Below are 24,765 nucleotides of genomic sequence, written 5' to 3'. Positions count from 1 at the left end.
GAGTTCGCTGGGACCTACTTGAAGTCGATCAGCTTCGGGGTCAGCCCCTCGGGGTCGGAGACATGGTCGATGGTGACCGAGTCGCTGTGGGCGTAGAAGAAGTCCGGGTTTGCGATGATCACGTTCCACGCCTGGTCGACCACGTACTTCGCGATCTCCTGCTCGGCGGCCTTCCGCTCCTGCTCGTCGCGGTTGACGATCCGCTTCCAGGCGGCGTCGATGGTGGCGTCGGACTGGTGCGACACATTCCAGAAGCCGTCGGTGAGTAGACCGTTCTTGATGTCCTGCACCGCGTCACCGGAGTTACCCAGCGGCCAGAGCACCACCGGGTAGGTGCCGCTCAGCAGGTCGTTGTAGGTGTTCGCGCCGGACAGCGGCGTCTGCGTCACCTTGATGTTCAGCTTCGCGAGCTGCTGGGTGACGTACGGCAGGATCTCTGCCTGCATCGGGATACCCTCGACGGTCGGGAGGTTCAGAGTGAAGCCGTCCGCGAAACCGGCGTCCTTCATGAGCCCCTGCGCCTTCTCGACGTCGTACGGGTACGGGTCCTTCAGGTGCTCCAAGTATCCGCCGGATCCAGGACGGAAGATCTGGTAGGACGGCTGGGCGTGGCCACCGTACAGCTTGTCCACGACCGCCTGCTTGTCCATGACCATGTTCATCGCCCGCCGCACCCGCACGTCGCCCAGCGCGGGAATCTTCTTTCCGGCCCGGTCGGTCAGGATCAGCCGCATGGTCGCCGAGCCCTTGATCGTGGTGATCGCCAGGCCCTTGGCGTTGTCGACCTCGTCGTAGGTCGACGCGGTCGAGGGCACGCCGTCGATCTGCCCCGTCTTGAGCGCGCTGATCCCCGCGGTCTCGCTCTGGATGACCTTCACCTTGAGCTTGTCGTAGGCGTATGCGTCGGCGTTCCAGTAGTCCGGGTTCTTGGTGAACGCATACACCTGACCGGTGGTCGTGCCGTCCTTGTCGAGGATGTACGGGCCCGAACCGAGCGGGGCGTCGAACTTCTTTGACTTCAGAACGGCCGGGCTGGAGATGAAGGGACTGCAGGTCAGGTTGCTGATCAGCGGCTGCGGCTGCGGCCACGTGACCGTGAAGGTCCGGGCGTCGGGCGTGTCGAGGGTGATCCCCTTGTAGTTCGCCGTGTTGCTGCCGTTCTTGCTGATGTAGTCGAAGTTGGCCGCGACCGCCTTGGCATCGACGGGTGTCCCGTCGGTGAACTTCTGCCCCTCGCGCAGGTGGGCGGTGAATGAGCGGTTGTCCTTGCTGATCTCCCACGACTCGGCAATGCCCTTGACGGGCGCGCCGACCTCGTTGCAGTAGACGAGCTTGTCCCACACCGCTTCTGCCACCCAGTTCTGGTAGCCGGGCTGGTTCGAGGGGTCCCACCCGTACGGCTGGATCGTCGCGCCGAGGGTGAGTGAGTCACCGTGTCCGCCGGCAGCGGACGGTTCGGGCGAGTCGCCCGAGCCTCCCGAGCCGGCCGCGCACCCGGCGAGCAGCGCGAGCGCCGCGGCCGAAGCTGCCATACGTGCATGGATGCGTCGCATTATTACCCCTTCGTAAGGTGACGCGTCATCGCGCCGCTGCGAAAACCAGGAACGTCGCGACCCGATCTTTCGACGACTCGGGCGTGCAACGTTCTACGTCCGGGACTTTACGGTGACCCGCGCGAGCATGTCAAGAGACGACGGCGACTGGTTCACACCATTGCGGTCCCGGAAAACGTTGCCCACTACGGTACGATCGCGGGCCATGGCGAAGAAGCAGGAGTCACGGGGCGCAGCCTCGCCACCAGCGGTGGAGGCGACGAAAAGCAGCCTGCGTCGCGCAACTCTGGAGGACGTCGCGCGCGACGCGGGCGTCTCCCTCTCGGCCGCCTCCAAGGTGATCCGCGGGGCGTACGGGGTCAGTCCAGAGATGGCCTCGAAGGTGACCAGCGCAGTGGAGCGGCTGGGCTATCGACCCAACACTGGAGCCCGGGCGATGCGGGGACGGTCCTACACGATCGGCGTCGTCGCTCTCGAACTGAGCTCGCCCTTCCGCGCCGAGGTGGCCCAGGCCATCAGCGCGGAGCTCGTGCACACGCCTTTCCAGGACATCATCGTGACGGGCGACACCTCAGCTGGGCGTCAGAAGCGGATCATCGAGGCGCTCCTCGACCGGCAGGTCGACGGCCTGGTCCTCGTCGCCCCGTGGCTCGATGTCTCGTGGATCCAGAAGGTCGCCAGCCAGGTGCCCGTGGTCGCGGTCGCGCTTCATGGCGATCCACAGAACTTCGACACGGTCGTCGACGACGACCGCCTGGGAGCCGAACTCGTGGTCGACCACCTGTCCTCGCTCGGGCACCAACGAATCGCCCACACCAGCATGCCTCCGGCTCCGACCGGAGGCGGATTCGTGCTTTCGCACACGGCGCGCGCGGAGGGCTACGTCCAGGCGATGGAGCGGCGGGGGCTGCGTCCCGATGTAGTGGAGACTTTTTACTCCGAGGAGGGCGGCTACCGGGCCGGTGTGGAGGCTCTGAGTCGAGCCGACCGACCCACGGCGATCTTCGCTGGTGCGGACATTGCAGCGCTGGGCGTGCTGCGAGCAGCTGAGGAGCTGGGCCTGCGGGTCCCCGAGGACCTGTCGGTGGTGGGATACGACAACATCTATGTCTCCACGATCAAGCGTGTGTCCCTGACCACCGTGGACCAGTCGGGCCAGCTCACCGGCGCGGCGAGCGCCCGGCTCCTGCTCGAACGAATCGAGGGCCGCCTGGCGCCATCTCGCTACGTCGTGGCACCTCGACTGCTGACCCGGTCCACGAGCGGCCCGGCACCCTCGATCGCCGGCCCGGACTGAACCTCGATCCACCGGTCCTCGTTTCGGCGAGGTCTGATCGGGCTTGGGGTGCGTATTTTGTGATTCGGGCGTGGACGAGTTGCCGGTCTGTTCCGGGTCTTCCACTTCGGGCCCTTGGTTGCGCCGCTGGGGCTGGGTGGTCAGGTCGTGGGGATCGGAGGTCCGCCGGTGGCGGTGAACATCGCTTCCCAGGCGTCTTCCCACGGCCATCGCTCGGGCAGGTGCAGGCGTAGCAGGCGGGCCGATCGGGCGATGCGCGCCGGCACTGCGATGAGCTGGGCCCAAATCGTGGCGGTGGTCGCCCGGGCGTGGAACCTGGAGGCCTGGGTCCCGGCGGCGCGGGTGAGGCTGAACGCGATGGCCGCGAGCACGAGCCATGCCCCGTTGGCGTTCATGTGCCCGGAAGGCGGGTGCGCGAGGGCGCCGTCCTTGAGTTCGGCGATGACCTTCTCCACGATGGCGTGGTCGCGGTGGGTGGCCTCGGCCGCGAGCATGAGCTCGCGGGAGTCGGTGAAGCCCGCGTGGTGGCGCCAGGTGGAGAACAGGGCCCCACCCGCGCGGGCCGCGGCGATGACGTCATGGTTGTAGTACGCCGAGTCCGCTCGCACGGCGACCTGCCCCGTGGAGCCGGCCTTGCGGGACGTGGCCAGGGCATCGGAGACGAGACGGGCCGCGCCCTTGGCGGAGTTCGTCGGGCTCCGCCGAAGCCGGGTCGCGGCGATCACAGGTGCTGACAGTGGGGTCGAGACGATCGCGAGCAGAGCGTTCAAGCCCTTGACCACCCGTACCCGTACCCGGCGCCCTGCTTCTGATACCCGTAGGTCGCCTTGATCGTGTCGTCGATGTCGAGGGTAGGCGACCTGGTCGGCGCCGACCAGCAGCGGCGCCCTTGCCGCCGTGACGCAGCAAGGTCCATCGCGTCGATGGTGTCCGCACCGGCGACCATCCCCGCGACCAACACCCCGATCTTCACGTCCGGGTTGGCCCCGGCCGACCCAGCGACCCGCACGTGGGTGGCGGCCAGGTCGTGCCGCCCGGCCCGCTCGGCCAACCTCATCACCGGCATCGGGCCGGCGCACGACACGAGGTTCGGGTCATCGAAACCCGCCGAGGCGGTGTGGCGAACTCGCATCTACCGGGTGACCTTTTGCTTTGGTCCGTTGGAGTCCTTAAGCGGCTCCATCGTCCCAGGTCAGAAGGACATTCGTCTGTCACGACCCACTCGCGACATCACATTCACCAGTGGATCGAGGCTGAACTGCGTGTCGGGTTTTGTGGCGCCTGATGAGGTCGGCATACCACTCTGCGGACTTCTTCGGTATCCGCTCCAGCGAGTCGGGGTCGACCGCTGCGATGCCGAATTTGATGCTGAAGCCCGCCGACCACTCATAGTTGTCCATGAGTGACCACAGGTAGTAGCCGCGGACGTCGAAACCCTCCTCGACGGCCTTGGCAATCCATTCCAGGAAGCCGCGGACGTACCTGATGCGCTCCTGGTCGTCCAGGGGGTTCACATCAGGGAAAGATCCATCGGCGTAGCCGTTCTCGGTGATGAACACCGGGCCGGTCCAGCCGTAGTCGTCGCGGACGATCTGCAGGGCCTCGTAGACCGCGCGAGGGTAGAACTCGGATCCGTTGTCCAGGAAGTTGCCGCCCGGATGCGGGTTGCTCTGCGCCCACTGCTCGGGGTCCTGCTGGCGGGCGTCGACGACCACGCGGGAATACACGTTCAGGCCGAGGTAGTCGACGGGGGCCTCGATGACTTCCTGGTCGCCTTCGCGCATGTCCGGGGCAACACCTTCGGTCTCGAGGCGAACCAGAAGGCGGTCGCTGAAGCCGCCTCCACGCAGGAGGTCCAGGAAGTACCGGAACCCGTCGTCCTCTCCTTGTTGTGCCAGGTGGAGGTCCTCGGCGGAGTCGGTAGCCGGCTCACGCTTCCAGATGTCGAGGGCGATCCCAATCTCGCCGGGCGAGCCGGCTGCACGGAACGCCTCGACTCCCCGGCCATGCGCGAGCATCCCGTTGTACGTGGCTTGACGACCCGCCTTCGGGTCGCAACGGCCGGGAGCGAAGCGTCCGACGCCGTATCCCATCCACAACGCGATGGGCTCGTTAAGGGTGGCCCAGCGGCGTACCCGGTCACCGAGTGCGTCGAACGCGACCGCCGCGTACTCACCGAACCAGTTGGCGACGTCCCGGTTGGCCCACCCGCCCCGGTCCTCCAGGGCCTGCGGAAGGTCCCAGTGATAGAGCGTGACATTGGGTGCGATGCCGGCCTCGAGCAGCCCGTCGACGACGCGGTCGTAGTAGTCCAAACCCTTGCGGTTCACGCGGCCGACGCCGTCAGGGAGGATGCGCGGCCAGCTCAGTGACATCCGGTAGCTGTCAACGCCGAGTCGCCGCATGAGGTCGATGTCGTCGCGATACCGGTGATACGAGTCGCAGGCGACGTCGCCCGGGACGTCGTCGTGGACCTTCCCCGGAGTGTGGCCGAACGTGTCCCAGATCGAGGGGCCCTTGCCGTCCTCGTCCCAGGCGCCCTCGATCTGGAAGGCGCTGGTCGCCACGCCGAACTGGAAGTCCTGGGGCAGAAAGATCTCGCTCATGCGGTCCTCGTTCGTGGGTTGATCGCGGGTATCTCGGCCCGCGGCAGGGATGAATGCCGACCACTTTTCAGTAACGGTACGGACTCACGCGCAGGACGCCTGAAAGGCGCGTGTTCTGCCGAATGGGGAAGAGCTCAGATTGCGTTTGCTGGATGGCCGGCAGCCGAATCCACTCGCCCCCGCCCTCCTCGTCGCCGTTCAGTCGACGTCGCACCTGCCATTCGCCGTCCTGGAGCTCCAACTCCTCGACGGACAGCCACCCAACCCGCGCGCCGCCTGGACCCAGCGCTCGAACCGCGAAGCCGCGACCGATGACGTAGTACAAGTCCTCGCCCACCCGTGCGATGCACCCCACAGCGTTCTTTTCCGAGGGGAAGATCTCGGAAAGGTGGCTGGCGGAGATTTCGAGCGTTTCCCCTTCGAAGAGGCGCCTCGTCGGCGTTTCATCGGTGAGCGTGAATCCGTGCAGCTCAGCATCCGGATGCTGTTGCAGTACCTTTCGCAGAGCGGAAAGCAGCCGGAAGGCGTCGCTCACGTCCGGGTAGTAGGGCTCGTCGGCGCTCATCAGGTCGAACGCAAAGGGAGCGACGCCGGCCGCGCCCAACTCACCGACCGCAAGGAACATCTGCTCGACCCCGGTGCGATTGCACTGCATCTCGGGAATGAAGAGAATGCCGTCTATCGACCGATATTCGCTCGCGATGACGTCGAAGTTCCCGAAGTAGAGATCCGGCGCGAGAAGGTCGAGCGACGGTGCGAGCGCCCGCCAGATGCTCGCGGTGTGCCGGAGCGGTCCTCCGCTCGGATACTCCCCAGGCCGGACGCCGCCGGCGAGGCCGAAACCAGCCTCTCCACCGTCGCTCTCAGCGTTGGCGTCGACCCACGCGTTGGCGTAGAGGGGCACGTCGAACTCGACGCGGCCGGCCCGGGCCACCGCATCGAGGTATGACGCATATGCCGCTGCCATGAACGCCTCGTCGGCCCCTTCACCGAAACTGCTCGCCCAGTCCTTGCCCGACTCGGGCGCCTCCGCCGACCGCCGGAGCGCTTCGTTGAGGCGGCCCGAGCCGGCGCGAGTCACCGCGTCCTGCACGTTGTCAGGAACCGGAGATGCCCACGCCTTCTCGGCGAGCACGCTGCGGTCCCTCGAGTCACCGAGCACGCCGACCTCGTTTTCGACCTGAACCATGAGCACCGTCTCGCCGTCGTCGTGCTCGCTCAGATGACGCATGAACGCCGCGAAAGCACGTGCGTCCGCGTCGCGTGCCGCTCGGCTGAACGGGGAGATCGCGTCGATGGAAATGCCGGGCGCTATTTCGATGCGAGGAAAGCGAACGGGGTTCGTCTTCACCCAGGTCGGCACATAGGTCGACATCCCGTTCTTCCAGGTGCCGAACCAGAGCGGGATGACGTGGAGCCCTCGGGTGCGAGCGGCGTCGAGCAGCGCGTCAACGAGGCTGAAGTCGAAGGCACCCTCCTCCGGCTCGACCGATTCCCAGGCCACCGGGGTGAGAACAGTGTCGACGCCGATCCGCGCAGCAGCCTCAAACGCCTCGGTGATGGCGAACGGGGTGCTAGAGCCGGAGTTGTGAAGCTCGCCGCCCACGATCAGGTAGGGCTGTCCGCGAAGCATGAAACGGCCGTCGACGAATCGGCGGTGCGGACTCTCACTCATCGGTCTCCTCATCATCAACCTCTTCCTGGCGCGCACCATTCGGCTACTCCAAGCAGTTCCGGCGGATCAGCCGCAGACCTCCCATGTCCCGCTGGCGAGTAGGACGCCGGCCTCCGTCGTAGAACGATGCACGCTGAGTCTGAAAGATAGGGGATGGCGGCCTGACGCACAAGTCCCCTTGCGGTCCGGTTGGCCGGTCCCCGGCAGGTTCCTGCGCGGCCGCTGCGGGCTGTCATCACCGCATGTCGTGGCCCGCGCGCCGGTAAGCGGCCCAGCGAGGTCCTGCCGGGATAGCGGCTCGTCGCCAGACGCCGCGGCGCCGAGCTCACGATAGGCCGTTGACCGCGCGGCACGGCCATGCTAGTTTCATGAAACGTTCCATGGAGAACGTTCTACGCAGCGCCGCGGTAGACACTGAAGTCCCTGCCCCCTGCGCTGGAAACCCCCAATGAAGGAGGACCATGGCCATTCACTCCACCCTCGCCCGCCGCGGAGGAATCGGCGCCCTCGCAGCAACGTTGCTGCTCGGGACCGGACTCGGCACAGCGGCGCCGTCGCTAGCAGCCCCTGCCGAGTGCGCCACCATCGGACGCGCCATGCAGGTAACTGCCGACTGCCTCGACCCGACCTACGCCACGCCCGTCATTGACAGTCAGACCGACGAAACGGCGCCCACACCACATCACCGCGTCCGGGGACATTTCAAGGACACAAATATCCAATTCACGATCTACCTCCACTCGCAGGAGAACAAGGCGCAGTGGAAGGGGCGGTTCTTCCAATACACCTACCCCATCGTGTTCCCTGGCGCGCAGGACACCTCCATGGCGGACGACCGGGCCATCGGGTTCGCGCTCTCCAGCGGCGGGTACGCCGTGCAAGCTGGAAACAAGTCCGTTGCCCTGGGATACCGGCACGCGGCCGCCGCCGCGAAGTTCGCGAAGACGGTGGCTGCTGAGTACTACGCCAGCGACCGCCCCATTTACGGGTACCTCTACGGTCCTAGTGGTGGCTCATTACAGACCGTCGGAGCCGCCGAGAACACCACCGGGGTGTGGGAAGGGTTTGTGCCGTTGGTTCAGGCAGTACCCCAGCCGACGAGCTACAACTTCCTCGGTCGAGCTGCCGCCCAGCTCATCCTCGGTGACAAGGACGACCAAATCCGGGCGGCGCTGCTGCCGGGCGGCAGCGGCGACCCGTACGCGGGCCTCGACGAGGCCGAGCGGGCCATGCTCAAAGAGGTGCACGCTCTCGGTATCCCCTGGAAGGGCTGGGAGTACCCCGACTACCTGCTCGGCCGTACCGAGTGGCAGTCTGGCGGGCTCAATCAAAGCGCCCCGCTCGCAAACGATCCCACGTACGTCAACGACTTCTGGAACACGGAGGGCTACCTCGGCACGGAGAACTCCGCGCTGGGCGAGCGTGTCCGGGCCAAACTGGCCGGGGCGGGCGACACCGTTGCGAACCGCTGGAACATCGCCAATCGATTCTATTACCGTTACCTTGTCCCGGCCGCCAGCGAGGGGTGGATCGGGCTCGACCAGTTCCGCAAAGCTGACGGCACACCGCTCTATCCGCAGCGGCCCGTGAGCGCCCCTCCGCTCTCCGCCGCCGTCTCGGGCTATACCCCCTTCGACGGCTCCGTCAACGGGAAGGTTATTGCGGTGTCCAACCTCTACGACACCGATGCCCTGCCGTTGCACACCGACTGGTACCGCCAGCGCGTCGAGGCGAGCCTAGGCAGCGCCGCGGCAGATACGTACCGGGTCTACTTCAACGACCACGCGGACCATCAGGACGCGCCGGTCGCCGGAGAGCGGGCCAAACACCTCGTCAACTGGTATGGGATGGCCGAGCAGGCACTCCGGGACGTCGCCGCTTGGGTCGAGGACGGTGTGACGCCGCCTGCCTCCACCAGGTACCAGGTCAACGACGCTCAGATCGTCGTGCCGGACAACGCAGCCGCCCGCCGCGGAATCCAACCCACCGTCGACCTCACCGCACAGAGCAAGAAGATCGCCAGCACACGGGTCGGCCAGGCGGTCACGCTCAAGGCCAAGGCGCAGGTGCCGCCAGGCGCCGGAGAGATCGTCAAGGCGGAATGGGACGTCGACGGCGACGGCGTCTACACGGACGCACCGCTCACCCGGACCGGGAACGTCGTCACGCTCCAGACCACCGCCACCTTCGATCAGCCGGGCACATACCTGGTCGCGCTTCGCGTGTCCTCGGAACGCGACGGCGACCCGACGGCCCGGTTCGCGCTGGCGCAAAACCTCGACCGAGTCCAGGTCGTCGTCACGCCCGCAGGCTGAAAACCCCGACCCCTGGACCATCGGCCATGACAGAGCCCCCCGCAGCACTGCGGGGGGCTCTGTCAACGAGTTCGGCTACCGCTCATCGGCCCCGAGGTGTGCCGGCTTCCATGCGGTGGTTGCGCGTCCGACGACGCCTGGGCGCAGCGCGAGGAGCGCTCCCCCGCGGTCGGTCTGGCGAACGCCGTCCTCGGCCTTGCCCGCCGTGGTCACGACAAGCACGTCGAGGTCCGGCCCGGCGAAGGCGCAGCTGGTGGTCAGCGGCGCGCCCGTCTGGACCACCTGGAGCAGTCGCCCCGCCGGCGAGAAGCAGCGCAGCTCGCCCGCGCCCCAGATCGCGACCCACACGTTGCCTTCGGCGTCCACCGTCAGGCCGTCGGGAGAGGCGTCGCGGATCTCGACGAGCGCACGTCGTGGCCCGACCGTGCCGGAGCCGACGTCGTAGTCGCGGACGTAGAGCGTCCCCGGCACGGTGTCGACCTGGTACATGCTCGACCCGTCGGGGCTCCACCCCAGGCCGTTGGAGAGGGTGAGGTCGTCGTCGACCACGATGACCGTGCCGTCGTGCTCCAGGCGCCAGAGCCTCTCCCCGCCGGTGCGCCCGTCCTGCGCCAGGCTGCCGACCAGGTACCGACCGGCGGGGTCGCACGCGCCGTCGTTGAGCCGGCTCGCCACACCCTCCGCGACGAGTCGGACGCTCCCGAGCGTGGTGCCCGCGGCATCCCGGTGCTCGAGGTGGCGGGTGCGTGCGAGGAGAAGTCCGCCGTCCTCGGCGTGCACGGCGGCACCCAGGGTCGCGCCGCACTCGACGGCGAGCCGCGGAGCTCCCAGCTCGCCTCCGTCGAAGGTGGCCTCCCACAGGTGCCCGCGGTCGACGTCGACCCAGCGCACGACGCCGCCCTGGAGATCCCACGTCGGGCCCTCGCCGAGCGTGCACCGGACGCCCGCGACCACCGTGAGCGCGTCGGAGCCGACGTGTGCCGGTGCGGTCACGGGGTCGGGCCCGATTCGTGGTGAGGGGCTTCAGTGCGATTCACGCGACACCCGGTCCCCGCTGGACCCGACGAGGAAGTCGAGGTCGGCGCCGGTGTCGGCCTGCTGGACGTGGTCGACGTACAGCCGCTCCCAGCCCCTCGTCGGCGCCGCGTAGGCGGCGGCCGCCTCGGCACTCGGCGCGCGCGTCGCGAGCTCCTCGGCCGGCACGTCGAGCGTCAGACGGCGGCCCGGGACGTCGAGCTCGATCCAGTCACCGGTGCGCACCAGCGCGAGCGGGCCGCCGGCCGCGGCCTCCGGGGCAACGTGCAGCACCACGGTGCCGTACGCGGTCCCGCTCATCCGCCCGTCGCAGATGCGCACGACGTCTCGAACGCCGGCCTCGAGCAGCTTCTTCGGCAGCGGCATGTTCGACACCTCGGGCATGCCCGGGTAGCCCTTGGGGCCGCACCCGCGCAGCACCATGACCGAGTCGGCGTCGACGTCCAGGTCCGGGTCGTCCACCCGGGCGTGGAAGTCCTCGATGCTGTCGAACACCACCGCGCGTCCGCGGTGCTTCATGAGGTGCGCCGAAGCGGCCGCCGGCTTGATGACGGCACCCTGCGGGGCGAGGTTGCCGCGCAGGACCGCGATGCCCCCCTCGGCCAGCAGCGGCGTCGCACGGGAACGGATCACCTCCGCGTCCCAGATGGGGGCGTCGTCGAGGTAGTCGACCAGCGGCTTGCCGGTCACGGTGAGCGCGGTCGGGTCGAGCAGGTCACGCACCTCACGCAGAACCGCCAGGAACCCGCCGGCGCGGAACAGGTCATCCATCAGGAAGCGACCGGCCGGCGCCAGGTCGACCAGGAGCGGCACCCGCGACCCGATGCGGTCGAAGTCCTCCAGCGTCAGGTCGATCCCCAGCCTGCCGGCGATCGCCAGCAGGTGCACGACGGCGTTCGTGGACCCGCCGATCGCGGCCAGGGCCACGATCGCGTTGTGGAACGAGCCCTTCGTCAGCAGGTCGCTCGGCCGCCGCCCGGCGGCGACGAGCTCTACCGCGAGCCGACCGGTGTCGTGCGCTGCCTCGAGCAGGCGACTGTCGGGCGCGGGAGTGCCGGCGACGCCGGGGATGACCGTCCCGAGAGCCTCGGCCAGCAGCCCCATCGTCGAGGCCGTGCCCATGGTGTTGCAGTGGCCCTTGCTGCGGATCGTCGACGACTCGGACTTCAGGAAGTCCGTCTGGGACAGCGTCCCCGCGCGGACCTCCTCGGACAGGCGCCACACGTCGGTGCCGCACCCGAGTGGCACCCCCCGGAAGGTGCCGGTGAGCATCGGCCCGCCCGGGACGACGACTGCCGGCAGATCCACCGAGGCCGCGGCCATGAGCAGCGAGGGAATGGTCTTGTCACACCCCCCGAGAAGGACGACGCCGTCGATCGGGTTGGCCCGGAGCATCTCCTCCGTGGCCATCGCCGCCATGTTGCGCCACAGCATCGCCGTGGGACGGACCTGGGTCTCCCCCAGAGACACGACCGGCAGCTCGAGCGGGATGCCGCCCGCCTCGTAGACGCCGTTGCGCACGGAGGCCGCTACCTCGGTCAGGTGCATGTTGCAGGGCGTCAGGTCCGAGGCGGTGTTGGCGATCGCGATCTGCGGGCGGCCATCGAATGCCGATCCCGGCACTCCCCGCCGCATCCAGGCTCGGTGGATGTACGCATTCCGGTCATCGCCGGAGTACCACGCATCGCTGCGGAGGGTCATCAGGATTCCAATCTTCTGAACGCCGTATCATAAGGCGGAACGACGACGAGCGTACGCAGGTCACCGCCGGCTGTCGAGACCGGCGGACGTCGCATGCCCGGCACCTCGGGGCAACAGAGAATCAGTGGCAGGAGCGTCAGGCGGTCGAGCCCTGCACCAGCCCCGTGACGATGCGCACGTCACGCAGGAGGTCGGCCAGCGGGGTGCGATAGGCGAGGGCCGAGACACTGATGGCCCCGGCCGGGTACGGCCCGGGCCCTCTCGCGGCGGGCACGGCCACGCAGTTGACGCCCACCTCGTTCTCCTGGTCGTCGACGGCGTAGCCCCGCTCGCGGATGCGCGCGAGCTCGGCCACGAACGCGTCCGGCTCGGTGATCGTGTGCTCGGTGCGCGGTGACAGAGCGTGGAGGTCGAGCCACCGACGGACGGCCGTGTCGTCCGGAAGGACGTTGCTGAGCAGTAGCTTGCCGACACCCGTGCAGTACGCCGGATTTCGCCCCCCGATCGTGGAGGTCAGCCGCACTGCGCCCGTGGGCGGGTCCACCTTGGCGCGGTACACCACCTCGGCGCCGTCGAGCACGGCGTAGTGGGCGGTCTCGCCGAACCTGGTCGCCAGCGCTCGGAGCGCGGGCAGGACGCGCACGTGCTCCGGCCTGGCCTCGTGATGGGCGAAGGCCAGCCGCAAGAACTCGTCACCCAGGACGTAGTGCCCCACGCCCTCCTTCCTCGCCAGGCCGGCACGCGTGAGCGAGGCAAGCGCGCGGTGCACGGTCGACTTGGGGCTCGCGACGGCGCGGCCCAGCTCCTCGAGGCCGGCGCCATCCGGTCGCTGAGCCAGCTCGATGAGGATCGCAAGGACACGGTCAGAGCCCACGAGATGGTCGCCGGCCGCAAGCTCGTCAGTCATGACCGCATGCTATCAGCGACATTCCGACTGTTGGAACGAAAGCATTTCGAGTGGGATTCCCTTCCGCTCCGAGGCGAGTTGTGCCATCCTTGGGAACACCGTTCCGAATACGTGAATCTAGTCCGTGGAGTTCGGCGCTGTCTCGACCCAGCCCTGTCAGGCGCACGTCATCGGCGTCGACGGTCCCTCCCATCCCACTGGAGTCCACTTCCATGAAGCTCATGCGACTCGGCGCCCCCGGCGCCGAGCGGCCGGTGGTCCGCCTCGACGCCCAGCGCTACGTCGACGTCTCCGACTGCTTCGACGACTTCGACGAGCGGTTCTTCGGCTCGGACGGTCTCGTCGCGCTGCGCGACGTGGTCGCCGAGCGGGAAGCGGCCGGGCAGACACAGGCGTTCGCCGATGAGCGGGTCGGTGCCCCGATCGCCCGTCCGCACCAGATCCTGTGCATCGGCCTGAACTACAGCGACCACGCCGCCGAGACCGGTCAGGCAGTTCCCACCGAACCCATCCTGTTCACGAAGTCGCCGAACACGCTGGTCGGGCCGTTCGACGACGTCCGGATCCCCCGCGGGGCGACGAAGCCGGACTGGGAGGTCGAGCTCGGCATCGTCATCGGCCGGCGCACCAGCTACCTCGACTCCCCCGAGCAGGCGCGCGACGCCGTCGCCGGCTTCGTCGTCGTCAACGACGTGAGCGAGCGCGCGTTCCAGCTGGAACGCGGCGGGCAGTGGTCCAAGGGCAAGTCGGCCGAGACGTTCAACCCAGCCGGTCCCTGGCTCCTCACGGCCGACGAGATCGAGGACGTGCTCGCACTGGACATGTGGCTCGACGTCAACCGCGCGCGGCGGCAGACCGGGTCGACCGCGACGATGATCTTCGACCCCTGGGTGATCGTCCATCACCTGAGCCAGTTCATGGTGCTCGAGCCGGGCGACCTCATCAACACCGGCACTCCGCCCGGCGTCGGGATGGGATTCAACCCGCCGGTGTGGCTCCAGGCCGGGGACGTCATGGAGCTGGGGATCTCCGGTCTCGGCTCGCAGCGCCAGAACGTGATCGGTCCGCGCTGATGCGCGCCTTCGTCATCACCGGCCCCAACCACGGCGAGGTCCAGGAGGTGCCCGAGCCTGAGGCAGGCCCGGGACAGGCCGTCGTCGACGTCGAGCGCGCCGGGGTATGCGGCACGGATGCCGAGATCTTCTCCGGCGCGATGGCATACCTGGAGACCGGCGACACCGTGTACCCCGTGCGGATCGGGCACGAGTGGTGCGGAACTGTCAGCGCCGTCGGGCCAGGCACGGACGAGTCGTGGCTCGGCAAGCGGGTCACCGGTGACACCATGCTCGGCTGCGGGCACTGCCCGCTCTGCAGGAAAGGACGCCAGCACCTGTGCGCCGACCGCTTCGAGATCGGGGTCCGGCACGGATGGCCCGGGGCACTCGCGGAGCAGCTCCCCGTCCCGGCGTCCGCGCTGGTCGAGCTGCCGGACTCGGTGGACGAGGTGCTGGGCGCGCTGGTCGAGCCGGGCGGTAACGCCCTGCGCAGCGTCCGAGGAGCAGGCCTGGTCCCCGGCTCCAGGGTCCTGGTCCTGGGCCCCGGAACGATCGGGCTCCTCGTCGCGCAGATCGCGGAAGCCCACGGCGCCGAGGTACACCTCCTGGGGCGCAGTGACCGGTCGCGCGAGTTCGCCGCTGGACTGGGCTTCAGCCGGATCTCGACGCTGGAAACGCTCGACCGCACCGTGGACTTCGACGCCGTCATCGACGCGTCGAACGACGTTCGGATGCCGGCGCTCGCGGCGAAACTGGTGACACCAGGCGGGCGCATCGTGCTGATCGGGCTGGCGGGAGAGCCCAGCCTCGTCGACACGCGGACGCTTGCCCTCAAGGACGTGACGGCCGTCGGCGTGCTGAGTGCGTCCGGCGGGCTGCAGGGCACCGTCGATCTGTTCGCGTCCGGTCGCGTCGATCCCCGGCCGCTCGTTTCCGCGACGGTCGGCCTCGAGCAGGTCGCCGACGTCCTGCGCGGTCAGCGCCCGCCTGGCTCCGGTCCAGGTCCCAAGATCCACGTCGACCCCCGGCTCTGAGTGCCCCGCCGAGCAGGCGGCCGCCGTCCCGTTCACGAAGGAGTGACCCATGCACGCACTGGTCCTTGAGGACTTCAATACGATGACGGTTCAGGAGCGGCCGGACCCGACGGCGGGTCCAGGTGAGGTGCTCCTCGCGGTTCTCGCAACCGGCATCTGCGGCTCCGACCTGCACGGCTTCACCGGCAAGACGGGCCGCCGTGTCCCGGGGCAGATCATGGGCCACGAGACCGTCGCCCGGGTCGTCTCGGTGGGCGACGACGTCCATGGGCTGGAGGTCGGCGCCCTTGCCACGCTGAATCCCGTCGTCGTTCCGGAGCGGGAGGCCGCCGCGTGGGCCGGGCGAGAGCACCATCACCCCGACAAGTACGTGATCGGGGTCAGGCCCGACGTCGTCTCTGCCTTCGCGCAGCTCATCGTCGTGCCCGCGCGCAACGTCGTGCCGCTGCCGACGGGCATGCAGCCCGAGCACGGCGCGCTCGTCGAACCGGTGGCGGTGGCGGTGCACGCCGCTCGGCGCGTCGACGCCTCCGCAGCCACCTCCGCACTCATCGTCGGCGGCGGACCGATCGGCCAGTCTCTCGTCCTGACGCTCGCCCGGGCGGGCGTCACGCGAATCCTGGTCACCGAGGTCGACCCGGCCCGCCGCGATCTGATCGCGCGCCTGGGCGCAACGCCTCTCGACCCCACGAGCGGCCCGGTCAGCGACCAGGTGCGAGCGGCGCTGGGAGATCTCGCCGACGTGGCCTTCGACGCGGTCGGGGTCTCCGCGACGGTGGCGGACGCACTGTCCTCCACCCGGCTGGGCGGCGCCGTCTGCCTCGTCGGGATGGGTCAGCCCCGCCTGGACCTGGACGCGTTCACGATCAGCACCATGGAACGCTCGATCGTCGGCAGCTTCACGTACTCCTCCGACGACTTCCGCGCCGCCGTCGAGATCGTCGCCGGAGCGCCGGACATCGCCGCGGCCCTCATCAGCCGAATAGTGCCGCTGAGCGAGGCGCCGGAGGCCTTCACATCGCTGGCCTCGGGCGATGGCACCCCGGGCAAGGTCCTCGTGCGGATGTCCGCGACCTGAGGGATCAGGTCCGTATCTGAGCTCCGGGTCGTTCCGCGTCAGCGACGGGCCCAGGAACTTCTGCGGCGAGGACCGACGCTGGCGCGAGTGGTGTCGAGGTCGTGCCGTCATTCTCCTCAACCAATCCAAGAAGCTGGAGCAGATATGAACGACAACGCGGAACGACCCCCATCTTCCCTGACCCGGCGAGGCGTGCTCATCGGCGGCGCGGCCGCAGCCGGAGCGGCCCTGACCTCGGGGCTGCTCGGCTCGAGCTCGGCCTCGGCCGCCCAAGCGGTCGGCCCACAGATCCTCGTCGACCTGTTGCAGCCGGGCTCCGACTTCCCCCACGTCTGGGAGCGCGCTATCGCCGGCGACTGGGCCAAGCAGGCGCTTCGCCGGGACTACCAGGACCAGCTGTTCACGTGTCACGACGAACTGGGCATGCAGTCGCTTCGGACTCACGGGATCTTCAACACCTCAATGAGTACGGCCGACTCCACCTTCAACGGCGGCCGGACGCGCAACCCGGCCTACACGCAAGACAATTACTCATGGTTCAACATCACTCAGATCTACGACGCCCTCGTGGACCACAACATGCATCCATTCGTAGAGCTGAGCAGCATGCCCGAATCGCTGCAGCTCAGTGCCCCGCCATTCAGGGGCCTGCTGTTCGACTTCAACCAGATGCCACCGGCGGACTTCGCCGCCTGGGGGAAACTCGTGGGCGCCTTCGCCAAGCACATGGTCGACCGGTACGGCATCGCCGAGGTACGCAAATGGCCGTTCGAGGTCTGGAACGAGCCGAACCTTTTCACGTTCTACGACGGCGACCAACAGTCCTACTTCAACCTGTACCGGTCCGCCGCCGAAGCCATCAAAAATGTCGATGCCTCGTTGCAGGTGGGCGGCCCCGCGACCTCCGCCGGCCAGTTTTCGTTCGGACCGCCGCGCATGCCCGGCACGCAGTACTACCGCGAGTTCATGCAGTGGGCGACCGCCAACAACGTGCCGGTCGATTTCGGCACGGCGCACGGCTACGAGACCGACAGGAACATCGGGCCGGAGGGGACGGCAAGCTTCTTCAAGCAGAACCGCGCCGACACTCCCGCGGGGCGGCCGCTTTACATCACCGAAGTCAACGTCTCGTCCACGAACGACCCGAAGCTGGACAAGTCTGATGCCGCCGCGAGTTTCCTGCGCACGGTCATCGAGACCGTCGGAGTCGTCGACGCGCTGGCTATCTGGACCTTCAGTGACATCTACGAGGAGCTTACTCAGGCAGATAACCCCTTCCACGGAGGCTTCGGGATTCAGACGATCCACGGCATCAAGAAACCTCTGTACCGATTGCTGCAGATCCTCCACGGTGTCGGGGACAAACGCGTCCCACTCGCTCTCACCGGCGCGCCCAGCACGGTTGGCGGAATCGCGGTTACCGACGCGAAGGGTGCGGTCGACGTGCTGCTCTACAACCACGCACTCGCTGGCCCGCACCAAGCGCCTGCCCAGCCCGCCACCCTCACCGTCAATCTGAGCGGGGTGGCGCCGGGAGCGAAGGCACGAGTCCAGTACATCGACGAAGACCATACGAACCCCTACCGCGAGTGGCTCGAACTCAACTCACCCGAGTACCCAACTCGTCCCCAGTTGCGCGCGATCAGCGACGCCAGCGAACTCCACGACCGCAGACTTGACATTACGCAAGGCCGCGGCCGCGGCGACCTCAGCTTCATGCTCACGCTCCCGGCCGAAGGCGTCGCTGCGGTGCACATCTCCCGAGGAAACTGACGCCAGACATGGCGACAAGCCACTGTGTTATCGCTAACACGGTCGGCGCCGATTCACACTACTTCAACGATGAGGTGATCCTCTTGCGCAAATGGAACATGATGGTGGCTGCAGCCGGGACGGGATTGGCAGTGCTGCTGACCGGTCTCGGTGCCGGCCCTGCGGCGGTTGCCGACCCCACGTACCCGGAGTGGAACAACAATCCCGACGTCTTCGAGATGGGCAGCGAACCGGCTCACGCGACCTTGATGCCGTACGAGAACGTCCGGCAGGCCCTCAAGGCAGACCGCACCGACTCCGACTATCGCCAGGACCTCGATGGCGACTGGCGATTCCAGTGGTCGTCGAATCCCGCCGAACGCCAGGTCAACTTCTACGACTCCGCCGTGGACGACTCAGCCTGGGACACCATCCCGGTGCCTTCGAGCTGGCAGTTGCACGGGTACGACCAGCCGATCGGCACCAATTCGATCCTGCCGTGGACCGGCGCCAACGGGCTGGGCGAGCAACCCAGCCCCCGCGGCAACTACCCGTTCGCGCCGACGAGGCTCAACCCGGTCGGTCAGTACCGCACCACGTTCGACCTGGCGAAGGACTGGGACGGGCGCCGCACCTTCATCCACTTCGACGGTGTGGAGTCCGCGTACTACCTGTGGGTCAACGGGAAGAGAGTCGGCTACCGCGAGGACAGCTACACCGCCTCGGAGTTCGACATCACGCCCTACCTGCACGCCGGAAGCAACGACGTCGCCGTCGAGGTCTACAAGTTCAGCGACGGGTCCTACCTGGAGGACCAGGACAACGTGCGTCTGTCGGGCATCTTCCGCAGCGTGTACCTGATGTCCACACCTACGGTGCATCTACGCGACTTCACCGTCCGTACGCCGCTTGACGCGACCTTTACCAAGGGCGAACTTCAGCTCGAGGCGGCACTGCGCGACTACGCCGGCACCCGAACCGGCCAGGCCTACGGCGTACGCGCACGCCTGTTCGACGGCGTCGACAGGGGCGCCAAGGAACTCTGGAAGAAGCCGCTGACCCTCTCCACCAAGGTCGGAGCGAAGGGAACCGACGCGGTCGTGAGTGGCTCGGCCGCAGTGAGCAAGCCGCGGCTGTGGTCCGCCGAGACCCCGAACCTGTACACCCTCATCCTGGAGCTCACCAACTCCCGAGGCACGGTCACCGAGACCCTGTCCACGCGGGTCGGGTTCCGTGAGGCCGAGATCATCGACGGCGTCTACAAGATCAACGGCAAGACCGTCAGCGTGCGAGGGGTCAACCGGCACGAGTGGAACGCCCGCACCGGCCGGACCCTGACCACCGAGGAGATGGTCGATGACCTGCGTCTGATGAAGCAGAACAACATCAACGCCGTGCGAACCTCGCACTACCCCAACGACCCGCGCTGGTACGACCTGGCGGACGAGTACGGCATGTACGTCTTCGATGAGGCCGACCTCGAGACCCACATCAACCGGGTCGATGCCGCCGGCCTGCCGAACCTGCCCGGCAATCGCCCCGAGCTGACCGCGAACGTGATCTGGCGGATGCAGAACATGGTCGAGCGGGACAAGAACCACGCGTCGATCGTCGCCTGGTCGCTGGGCAATGAGGCCGGCGTCGGCGCTAACCTCGAGGCGATGTATGCCTGGACCAAGGCAAACGACCCGACCCGTCCCGTGCACTACCAGGATCGAACAGGCTCCGTTGGCAACGTCGTCCCGGCTGCGATCTCAGACTTCGACGGCGACTTCTACCCGTCGCTGGGGGTCGTGGCCAACCCGCCGTCCGTCGGTCTCGAGGATCGCGTCAACCGCGACCCCCGGCCCTACCTGATGACGGAGTACGCGTACAGCGAGGGCAACACTTCGGGCTACCTTGAGGAGTACTGGGCCATCATCCGGCGCCACCCCCAGGATCTGCAGGGTGGCTTCATCTGGGACTGGGCAGACAAGGGCCTCTTCTGGCCCGTGCCCGGCAAGCCCGGGGAAGAATATCTTGCCTGGGGCGGCGACTGGAACGACAACCCGAACGAGGAGAACGCCCACACCAGCGGCATCGTCCTTTCGGACAAGACCCCGACCGCAAAGCTCGCCGAAACCAAGCTGGCCTACCAGCCCATCCAGATCGCCCCGGTCGATCTCGCCGCCGGCACCCTCCGACTGACGAACGAACAGCTGTTCACCGACCTGCAGCCCTACACCCTTCGGTGGACCGCCAGCGAAAACGGCAAGGTCGTCGACCGCGGCAGGGAGACGGGCAAGAATCTCAAGGTCGGACCGCAGCAGACCGCCGACGTCGATATCAACTACCGGCTCCCGCGCCGGGTCACCGCGGGCGCCGAGTACCGCCTCAACGTCGTCCTCGAGCTCGACAACAAGACATCCTGGGCACCGGCCGGCCACGTGGTCGCACGGGCGCAGTTCGACCTGCCTGTCCACACCCCTGCCGCGCTGGGGGTGAGCCCAACGACGCTTCCGCCCATCGAGCTCGCCGACCAGCCCACGACGGTCGACATCGCTGGGAAGGGCTTCTCCGCCCGGATCGACAAGGCAACCGGGCGCCTCAGTTCCCTGGCCTACGACGGCAAGGAGACACTCACCAGCGGCCTCATGCCCAACTACTGGCGCGCACCCAACGACCAGGAGCTCGGGTCCATCTCCATGCGGCGCTTCATCCGCGAGCCGTCGCTGCCCTGGCGCGGTGTCGGCGAGGACTGGGCGATCAGCGCGGTCGACGTCAGCACCCCGTCGCCGTCCACCGTGGTCGTGGCCGTCCGAGGGACTGTGACCACGAAGATCCCCTTCAAGCCGAGCAACCAGATCACCACCTCTCCGCAGACCGTCACCTACACAGTCCATGGCAACGGTGAGGTGAAGGTCGCTACCTCCTTCTCCCCTGTGACCGGAACACCCAACCCGCAGGTGATCGGAACCACCCTCGGCCTCGACCCCCAGTTGGGCAACATCAGCTGGTACGGGCGCGGTCCGCTGGAGACCACAGCCGACCGCAAGTCGGCCGGATTCTTCGGCCGGTACTCCGGTACGGTCGCCGACCAGGTCACCCCTTTCACGATGCCGCAGGACTCGGCGAACAAGGCCGACACCCGATGGGCCGCCCTCACCGACGACGCCGGCAGGGGCGTCCTGTTCGCCGCCGAAAGCAACATGTTCTTCAACGCTCAGCTCAACACGCCCGCCGAGATCGCGGACAAGCGGCACTGGTACCAGGTCCCCAAATCCCACCAGGTAGTTGTCCGCGTCGATGCGTCACAGGAAGGCGTCCAGGGTGGCAACTGGGACGTCATCTCCCGACCAGAGAAATACAGCAACACCCCCGCCAAGGGCCCGTACACCCACGTCTATCGAATCATGCCGCTGAGGTCGGGAGACGACCCCATGCGTCGCGCCTCGGAGTTCGTCGGCACTGCGCAGTGACGCATCGGACGCGTTGCGGCGGTCGCCACACAACCCGACGCTGCTCGGCTCGAGCACGGCTCGTCCACCACGGCGCCGCGCCTCGTCACGACCCTCTAGACGCTTGCTAGCAGGGCGTTCATCACGTCGTGAGCGGGCGCAGCGCCCGATTTTCGCCTCGCACCTGATACTCAGAAGGACTGGCCCGCCGCCGATAGGTGCTTCGACGAGTTCAGCGGGCGGCGGGAAGTGAGTGCGGCGACGGTGCGAGTGGGTTCGGTGATCTCGACGAGCGCGACGGCAATGCGCCCGTTGAGCGAACCGGGAGTGCTGGGCCGGATCACCCCGTTCCTCGGCATCACCTCCATCGCGATGCTTCTCGTGTTGTTCGCGCCAACGGCGTCGTTCGACGCGCATGCGCTCATCGCGGCAGCGGTCGTCACGGCTTCGCTGGCCACGATGGCGCTGACGCTCCCATGCGGGCGCTGGCCCGCGTGGACCGAGGCGATACTTCCGTTGGCGTGTTTCGTCGTGGTCGCTCTGCTTCGCCAGGCAGAGGGAGGCGCGAGTCTGCGCAGTGCCCCGCTGGTCCTGCTGCCCGCCTTCTGGCTCGCGATCTACGGCAGCCGACCTCAGCTCCTGTGCTCGATCGCAGGCACGGCAGCAATTCTCGTCGTGCCGAGAATCCTGAGCGGTTCGCCGCTGGACCTGGTCGCCGACTGGGGTGGAGCGGGGCTCTGGGCCGCCACCGCGTTGCTCGCGGGGTCCGCCCTCCAGGAGCTGGTCGGCCAGACGCGCCAGCGAGCGGCGGACATCGCCGCCCTGGGTGCCATCACCCGGGCCACGTTGGCGGGAGCCGATTCGCGACCCGAGCTCTGCTCCGCCGCTCAGGTCGTCACCGGCGCAGCCTTCGCGGTTGCTGCTCGAGCCGGCCGACGACGACGTCCTCGTCGCGACCGCGTCGACCGACGGGATCGACCTCGGGTCCATCCGCATCGATCCGACGGTCGAAGGCTCGGTCAGCATGAAGGTCTGGCGCACGGGTGAATTGGTCTACGTGCCGGATGCCGCGGCCGACCAGCGGACCATGAAGGGTCTCGTCGAGCAGACCGGAGCAACCGGGGTGCTGTTCGCGCCGGTCACCCGGGACGGACGACGGCTGGCGGTCCTGGTGGTCGGATTCGCCACCTCGCGCCCGCGGTTGCCTGAGCAGTCGCTGTACATGATCGAGCTCGTCGCCGGCGAGATCGCCGCCGCGCTCGACCGCGCCGAGCTCGTCGCCCTGTTTGCCAAGCAGGCCCGCACCGACCCCCTGACCGGCGCCGACAATCGCCGCAGCTGGGACGAGCAGATGGACCGCGAGCTGGCCCGCGCCCACCGGACCGGCGACCCGCTCACGGTGGCGATGATCGACATGGACCATTTCAAGCTCTACAACGACACCCGCGGCCACGGCGCGGGCGACGCGCTGCTGCGCGGCCTGGTCACCGCGATCCGCGCGGAGCTGCGCCCCAGCGACCTGATCGCCCGCTGGGGCGGCGAGGAGTTCGCTGGGGCGTTGCCCGACTGCGACCTGCAGCAGGCGAGGGCCGCGGCGTCCCGCCTGCTGCTCGTCGTCCCCGACGGCCAGACCATGAGCATCGGACTGACGCAGGCGGAGGACGAGGACACCCCGCGAACCCTTATAGCCAGGGCCGACACCGCGCTCTACGCAGCGACCGACGCCGGTCGCGACCGGGTGCACGCCATCGCCCGGCGGGTCCTGCCGGCCCGGGCACTGCTCACCGCGGCAGAGACGCCACGGCCCTTCTGACGACTGCTGCGCTGCGCCGTCACCCGGCGTAGAAGCCCCGGGTCCTCCCGTCGACCAGAGCATCCGAACCGATCGACATCGTCTCGGTCAACCGCAGGTCGTCCGAGGATGCGCCCACCAGCACGTGCACCTCGCCGGCTTCGACTCGCCAGAGCATGTCGGCGTCGAGGAACGCCAGCTGGCTGACGTCGAGTCGGAAGTCGACCCGGGCCGCCTGCCCCGGCTCGAGGCTCACCCGTCGGAAGCCGGCGAGCTCCAGAACGGGCCTCGAGACCGAGGCGAACCTGTCGCTCACGTACAGCTGGACGACTTCCGTACCGGGCCGCTCCCCCTCGTTTGTCACAGTGAGCGTGATGTCGATCGTGTCGCCGGCCTCCACGCGGTGCCTGGAGAGGGCCAGTCCCGCGTACTCGAATCTGGTGTACGACAGCCCATGACCGAAGTGGTATCGCGGCGTGTGGGGTGCATCGACATAGTCGGGGAAACCGATGCTCTCGCCCTGGTGCCAGGCCGAGCCGTAGGGGTGGTTGTAGTACACCGGGACCTGGCCGGAGTCCCGAGCGACGGTGACCGGCAACCGCCCGCTGGGCCCGTGGGCACCGGTGAGCACGTCGACGATGGCCTCGGCGCCTCCCTCGCCCGGGCTCCACGCCTCCAGGAGAGCCGCCAGATGGGTGTCGGCGGCGTCGCTCGACACCGGTCGACCATCCAGGTGTACCCCGATGATCGGCTTGCCCAGCCGAGCGAGCTTGACGATCAGGTCCTCCTGACAGGGCGGCAGATTGATGTTCGTCGCGTCGATTCCCTCCCCCATTGAGGCAATGGATGCCGTGCCGTGCTTGCCGCCGAGCGTCAAGAGCACGACGTCCGCGCGCGCGGCGAGTGCGATGGCCTGGTCGTGTCCGGAGACGTCGTCGCCGGCGAACGGGTAGCCGTACGTCCAGCTCACCTCGGTGTCAGGCATCCGCACGCGGAGCTCGTCCATGAGGCTGCGGATGCCTGGCTGCTGGCGCTGCAGCAGCGCCTCGAAGGCAGGACCGTCGGACGCCTCGATCGTGGTGCCGGGGACGGTGTCCGTGATGGTCCTGAGATCGTCGCTGCGGGTCGCGAGTCCGGCCATCGAGGAGTTGGCCGCGAGCTTGCCCTCCGCCATGGAGTAGTGCGTGTCCCCGCCGAAGAAGAACCGCGCGCTCGCCGCGTGGCAGCCGATCACCGCGAGCGTCTTCACCTCCGGCCGCAGCGGCAGCGTGCCGTCGTTGCGCAGCAGGACAAGCGACTCGCGCGCCGACTGCACAGCCACCGCCGAGTCGAACGGCGACTGAAAGGAGCTGTCCCGCTCGTCGGGACCCGGCGCGAAGGGGTGCTCGAACAGCCCCATCCGAAACTTGGCGGTGAGGACCTGGTGGACCGCCCGGTCGAGTAGCGCCACGTCAGCCCTTCCCTCCGCGAACCAGTCCCGCAGGTCGCCGCTGAAACCCTGCGGCACGTGGAGCTCGACGTCCATACC

At 68.0% G+C, this 24,765-nt stretch carries 16 protein-coding genes and 1 pseudogene; 8 read left to right on the top strand and 9 right to left on the bottom strand.

Features of this window, described 5'->3' with window-relative positions; translation table 11 throughout:
* Positions 1–14: 14 nt before the first annotated feature.
* Positions 15–1,532, bottom strand: coding sequence for an ABC transporter substrate-binding protein (locus VIM26_RS06360; protein WP_331949510.1), 1,518 nt, complete (start codon positions 1,530–1,532; stop codon positions 15–17).
* A gap of 226 nt (positions 1,533–1,758) precedes the next feature.
* On the opposite strand from VIM26_RS06360, the gene VIM26_RS06355 reads away from it, so the two are divergent.
* Positions 1,759–2,850 (top strand): LacI family DNA-binding transcriptional regulator, encoded by a 1,092-nt coding sequence (locus VIM26_RS06355; protein WP_331949509.1) that lies wholly within the window; start codon positions 1,759–1,761, stop codon positions 2,848–2,850.
* Between the two features lie 140 nt (positions 2,851–2,990).
* On the opposite strand, the pseudogene VIM26_RS06350 reads toward VIM26_RS06355, so the two are convergent.
* The 3 genes and pseudogenes from VIM26_RS06350 to VIM26_RS06340 all read right to left on the bottom strand — a co-directional run bounded on the left by VIM26_RS06350 (position 2,991) and on the right by VIM26_RS06340 (position 7,131).
* Positions 2,991–3,982, bottom strand: a pseudogene (locus tag VIM26_RS06350) (transposase).
* A 79-nt stretch (positions 3,983–4,061) separates the two neighbouring features.
* Complete coding sequence (locus tag VIM26_RS06345; RefSeq protein WP_331949508.1) at positions 4,062–5,456, bottom strand: GH1 family beta-glucosidase; 1,395 nt, start codon at positions 5,454–5,456, stop codon at positions 4,062–4,064.
* Between the two features lie 67 nt (positions 5,457–5,523).
* Positions 5,524–7,131 carry a DUF5597 domain-containing protein gene (locus tag VIM26_RS06340; protein ID WP_331949507.1) on the bottom strand — a complete coding sequence of 536 codons (1,608 nt, stop codon included), beginning with the start codon at positions 7,129–7,131 and terminating at the stop codon, positions 5,524–5,526.
* A gap of 596 nt (positions 7,132–7,727) precedes the next feature.
* On the opposite strand from VIM26_RS06340, the gene VIM26_RS06335 reads away from it, so the two are divergent.
* Positions 7,728–9,446: a hypothetical protein gene (locus VIM26_RS06335; RefSeq protein ID WP_331949506.1), complete on the top strand. Its 1,719-nt coding sequence runs from the start codon at positions 7,728–7,730 to the stop codon at positions 9,444–9,446.
* A gap of 75 nt (positions 9,447–9,521) precedes the next feature.
* On the opposite strand, the gene VIM26_RS06330 is transcribed toward VIM26_RS06335, so the two are convergent.
* The 3 genes from VIM26_RS06330 to VIM26_RS06320 all read right to left on the bottom strand — a co-directional run bounded on the left by VIM26_RS06330 (position 9,522) and on the right by VIM26_RS06320 (position 13,089).
* Entirely contained in the window at positions 9,522–10,439 is a 918-nt protein-coding gene (locus VIM26_RS06330) for an SMP-30/gluconolactonase/LRE family protein (protein WP_331949505.1), read from the bottom strand.
* Positions 10,440–10,469: 30 nt separating this feature from the next.
* A complete protein-coding gene (locus VIM26_RS06325) occupies positions 10,470–12,182 on the bottom strand; it encodes an IlvD/Edd family dehydratase (protein ID WP_331949504.1) in 1,713 nt (570 codons plus the stop codon).
* A 136-nt stretch (positions 12,183–12,318) separates the two neighbouring features.
* Positions 12,319–13,089 (bottom strand): IclR family transcriptional regulator, encoded by a 771-nt coding sequence (locus VIM26_RS06320; protein WP_331949503.1) that lies wholly within the window; start codon positions 13,087–13,089, stop codon positions 12,319–12,321.
* A 212-nt stretch (positions 13,090–13,301) separates the two neighbouring features.
* Between VIM26_RS06320 and VIM26_RS06315 the strand changes: the two genes are divergently transcribed.
* The 5 genes from VIM26_RS06315 to VIM26_RS06295 all read left to right on the top strand — a co-directional run bounded on the left by VIM26_RS06315 (position 13,302) and on the right by VIM26_RS06295 (position 21,466).
* Positions 13,302–14,162, top strand: coding sequence for a fumarylacetoacetate hydrolase family protein (locus VIM26_RS06315; RefSeq protein ID WP_331949502.1), 861 nt, complete (start codon positions 13,302–13,304; stop codon positions 14,160–14,162).
* Positions 14,162–15,178: a zinc-dependent alcohol dehydrogenase gene (locus tag VIM26_RS06310; RefSeq protein WP_331949501.1), complete on the top strand. Its 1,017-nt coding sequence runs from the start codon at positions 14,162–14,164 to the stop codon at positions 15,176–15,178. The genes VIM26_RS06315 and VIM26_RS06310 overlap by 1 nt, the downstream gene beginning before the upstream one ends.
* Before the next feature lie 49 nt (positions 15,179–15,227).
* Positions 15,228–16,256 (top strand): zinc-dependent alcohol dehydrogenase, encoded by a 1,029-nt coding sequence (locus VIM26_RS06305; RefSeq protein ID WP_331949500.1) that lies wholly within the window; start codon positions 15,228–15,230, stop codon positions 16,254–16,256.
* A 144-nt stretch (positions 16,257–16,400) separates the two neighbouring features.
* Positions 16,401–18,029: a GH39 family glycosyl hydrolase gene (locus VIM26_RS06300; protein WP_331949499.1), complete on the top strand. Its 1,629-nt coding sequence runs from the start codon at positions 16,401–16,403 to the stop codon at positions 18,027–18,029.
* 83 nt (positions 18,030–18,112) lie between these two features.
* Positions 18,113–21,466, top strand: coding sequence for a glycoside hydrolase family 2 TIM barrel-domain containing protein (locus VIM26_RS06295; RefSeq protein WP_331949498.1), 3,354 nt, complete (start codon positions 18,113–18,115; stop codon positions 21,464–21,466).
* 170 nt (positions 21,467–21,636) lie between these two features.
* Here VIM26_RS06295 and VIM26_RS06290 read toward each other — a convergent pair whose 3' ends face one another.
* On the bottom strand, positions 21,637–21,903 hold the full coding sequence (locus tag VIM26_RS06290; protein ID WP_331949497.1) for a hypothetical protein: 267 nt from the start codon (positions 21,901–21,903) through the stop codon (positions 21,637–21,639).
* Positions 21,904–22,361: 458 nt separating this feature from the next.
* Here VIM26_RS06290 and VIM26_RS06285 point away from each other — a divergent pair, with 458 nt between their 5' ends.
* Positions 22,362–23,258, top strand: coding sequence for a sensor domain-containing diguanylate cyclase (locus VIM26_RS06285; protein ID WP_331949496.1), 897 nt, complete (start codon positions 22,362–22,364; stop codon positions 23,256–23,258).
* Positions 23,259–23,277: 19 nt separating this feature from the next.
* Here VIM26_RS06285 and VIM26_RS06280 read toward each other — a convergent pair.
* Positions 23,278–24,765, bottom strand: a 1,488-nt coding sequence (locus VIM26_RS06280; protein ID WP_331949495.1) for a glycoside hydrolase family 3 C-terminal domain-containing protein, incomplete at its 5' end; no start/stop codon positions are given.

It is taken from the genome of Pengzhenrongella sp., assembly GCF_036565025.1.
In the GTDB taxonomy this organism is placed as follows: Bacteria; Actinomycetota; Actinomycetes; order Actinomycetales; family Cellulomonadaceae; genus Pengzhenrongella.
Note: the sequence above shows the minus strand (reverse complement) of the source record. Positions and strands in the feature narration are given on the sequence as shown.

Bases quoted from the DNA above. Each gene is read 5' to 3' on its own strand.
- VIM26_RS06360 (WP_331949510.1), bottom strand. From the start codon at position 1,532: ATGGCAGCTTCGGCCGCGGCGCTCGCGCTGCTCGCCGGGTGCGCGGCC.
- VIM26_RS06355 (WP_331949509.1), top strand. From the start codon at position 1,759: ATGGCGAAGAAGCAGGAGTCACGGGGCGCAGCCTCGCCACCAGCGGTG.
- VIM26_RS06345 (WP_331949508.1), bottom strand. From the start codon at position 5,456: ATGAGCGAGATCTTTCTGCCCCAGGACTTCCAGTTCGGCGTGGCGACC.
- VIM26_RS06340 (WP_331949507.1), bottom strand. From the start codon at position 7,131: ATGAGTGAGAGTCCGCACCGCCGATTCGTCGACGGCCGTTTCATGCTT.
- VIM26_RS06335 (WP_331949506.1), top strand. From the start codon at position 7,728: ATGCAGGTAACTGCCGACTGCCTCGACCCGACCTACGCCACGCCCGTC.
- VIM26_RS06325 (WP_331949504.1), bottom strand. From the start codon at position 12,182: ATGACCCTCCGCAGCGATGCGTGGTACTCCGGCGATGACCGGAATGCG.
- VIM26_RS06320 (WP_331949503.1), bottom strand. From the start codon at position 13,089: ATGACTGACGAGCTTGCGGCCGGCGACCATCTCGTGGGCTCTGACCGT.
- VIM26_RS06315 (WP_331949502.1), top strand. From the start codon at position 13,302: ATGAAGCTCATGCGACTCGGCGCCCCCGGCGCCGAGCGGCCGGTGGTC.
- VIM26_RS06310 (WP_331949501.1), top strand. From the start codon at position 14,162: ATGCGCGCCTTCGTCATCACCGGCCCCAACCACGGCGAGGTCCAGGAG.
- VIM26_RS06305 (WP_331949500.1), top strand. From the start codon at position 15,228: ATGCACGCACTGGTCCTTGAGGACTTCAATACGATGACGGTTCAGGAG.
- VIM26_RS06300 (WP_331949499.1), top strand. From the start codon at position 16,401: ATGAACGACAACGCGGAACGACCCCCATCTTCCCTGACCCGGCGAGGC.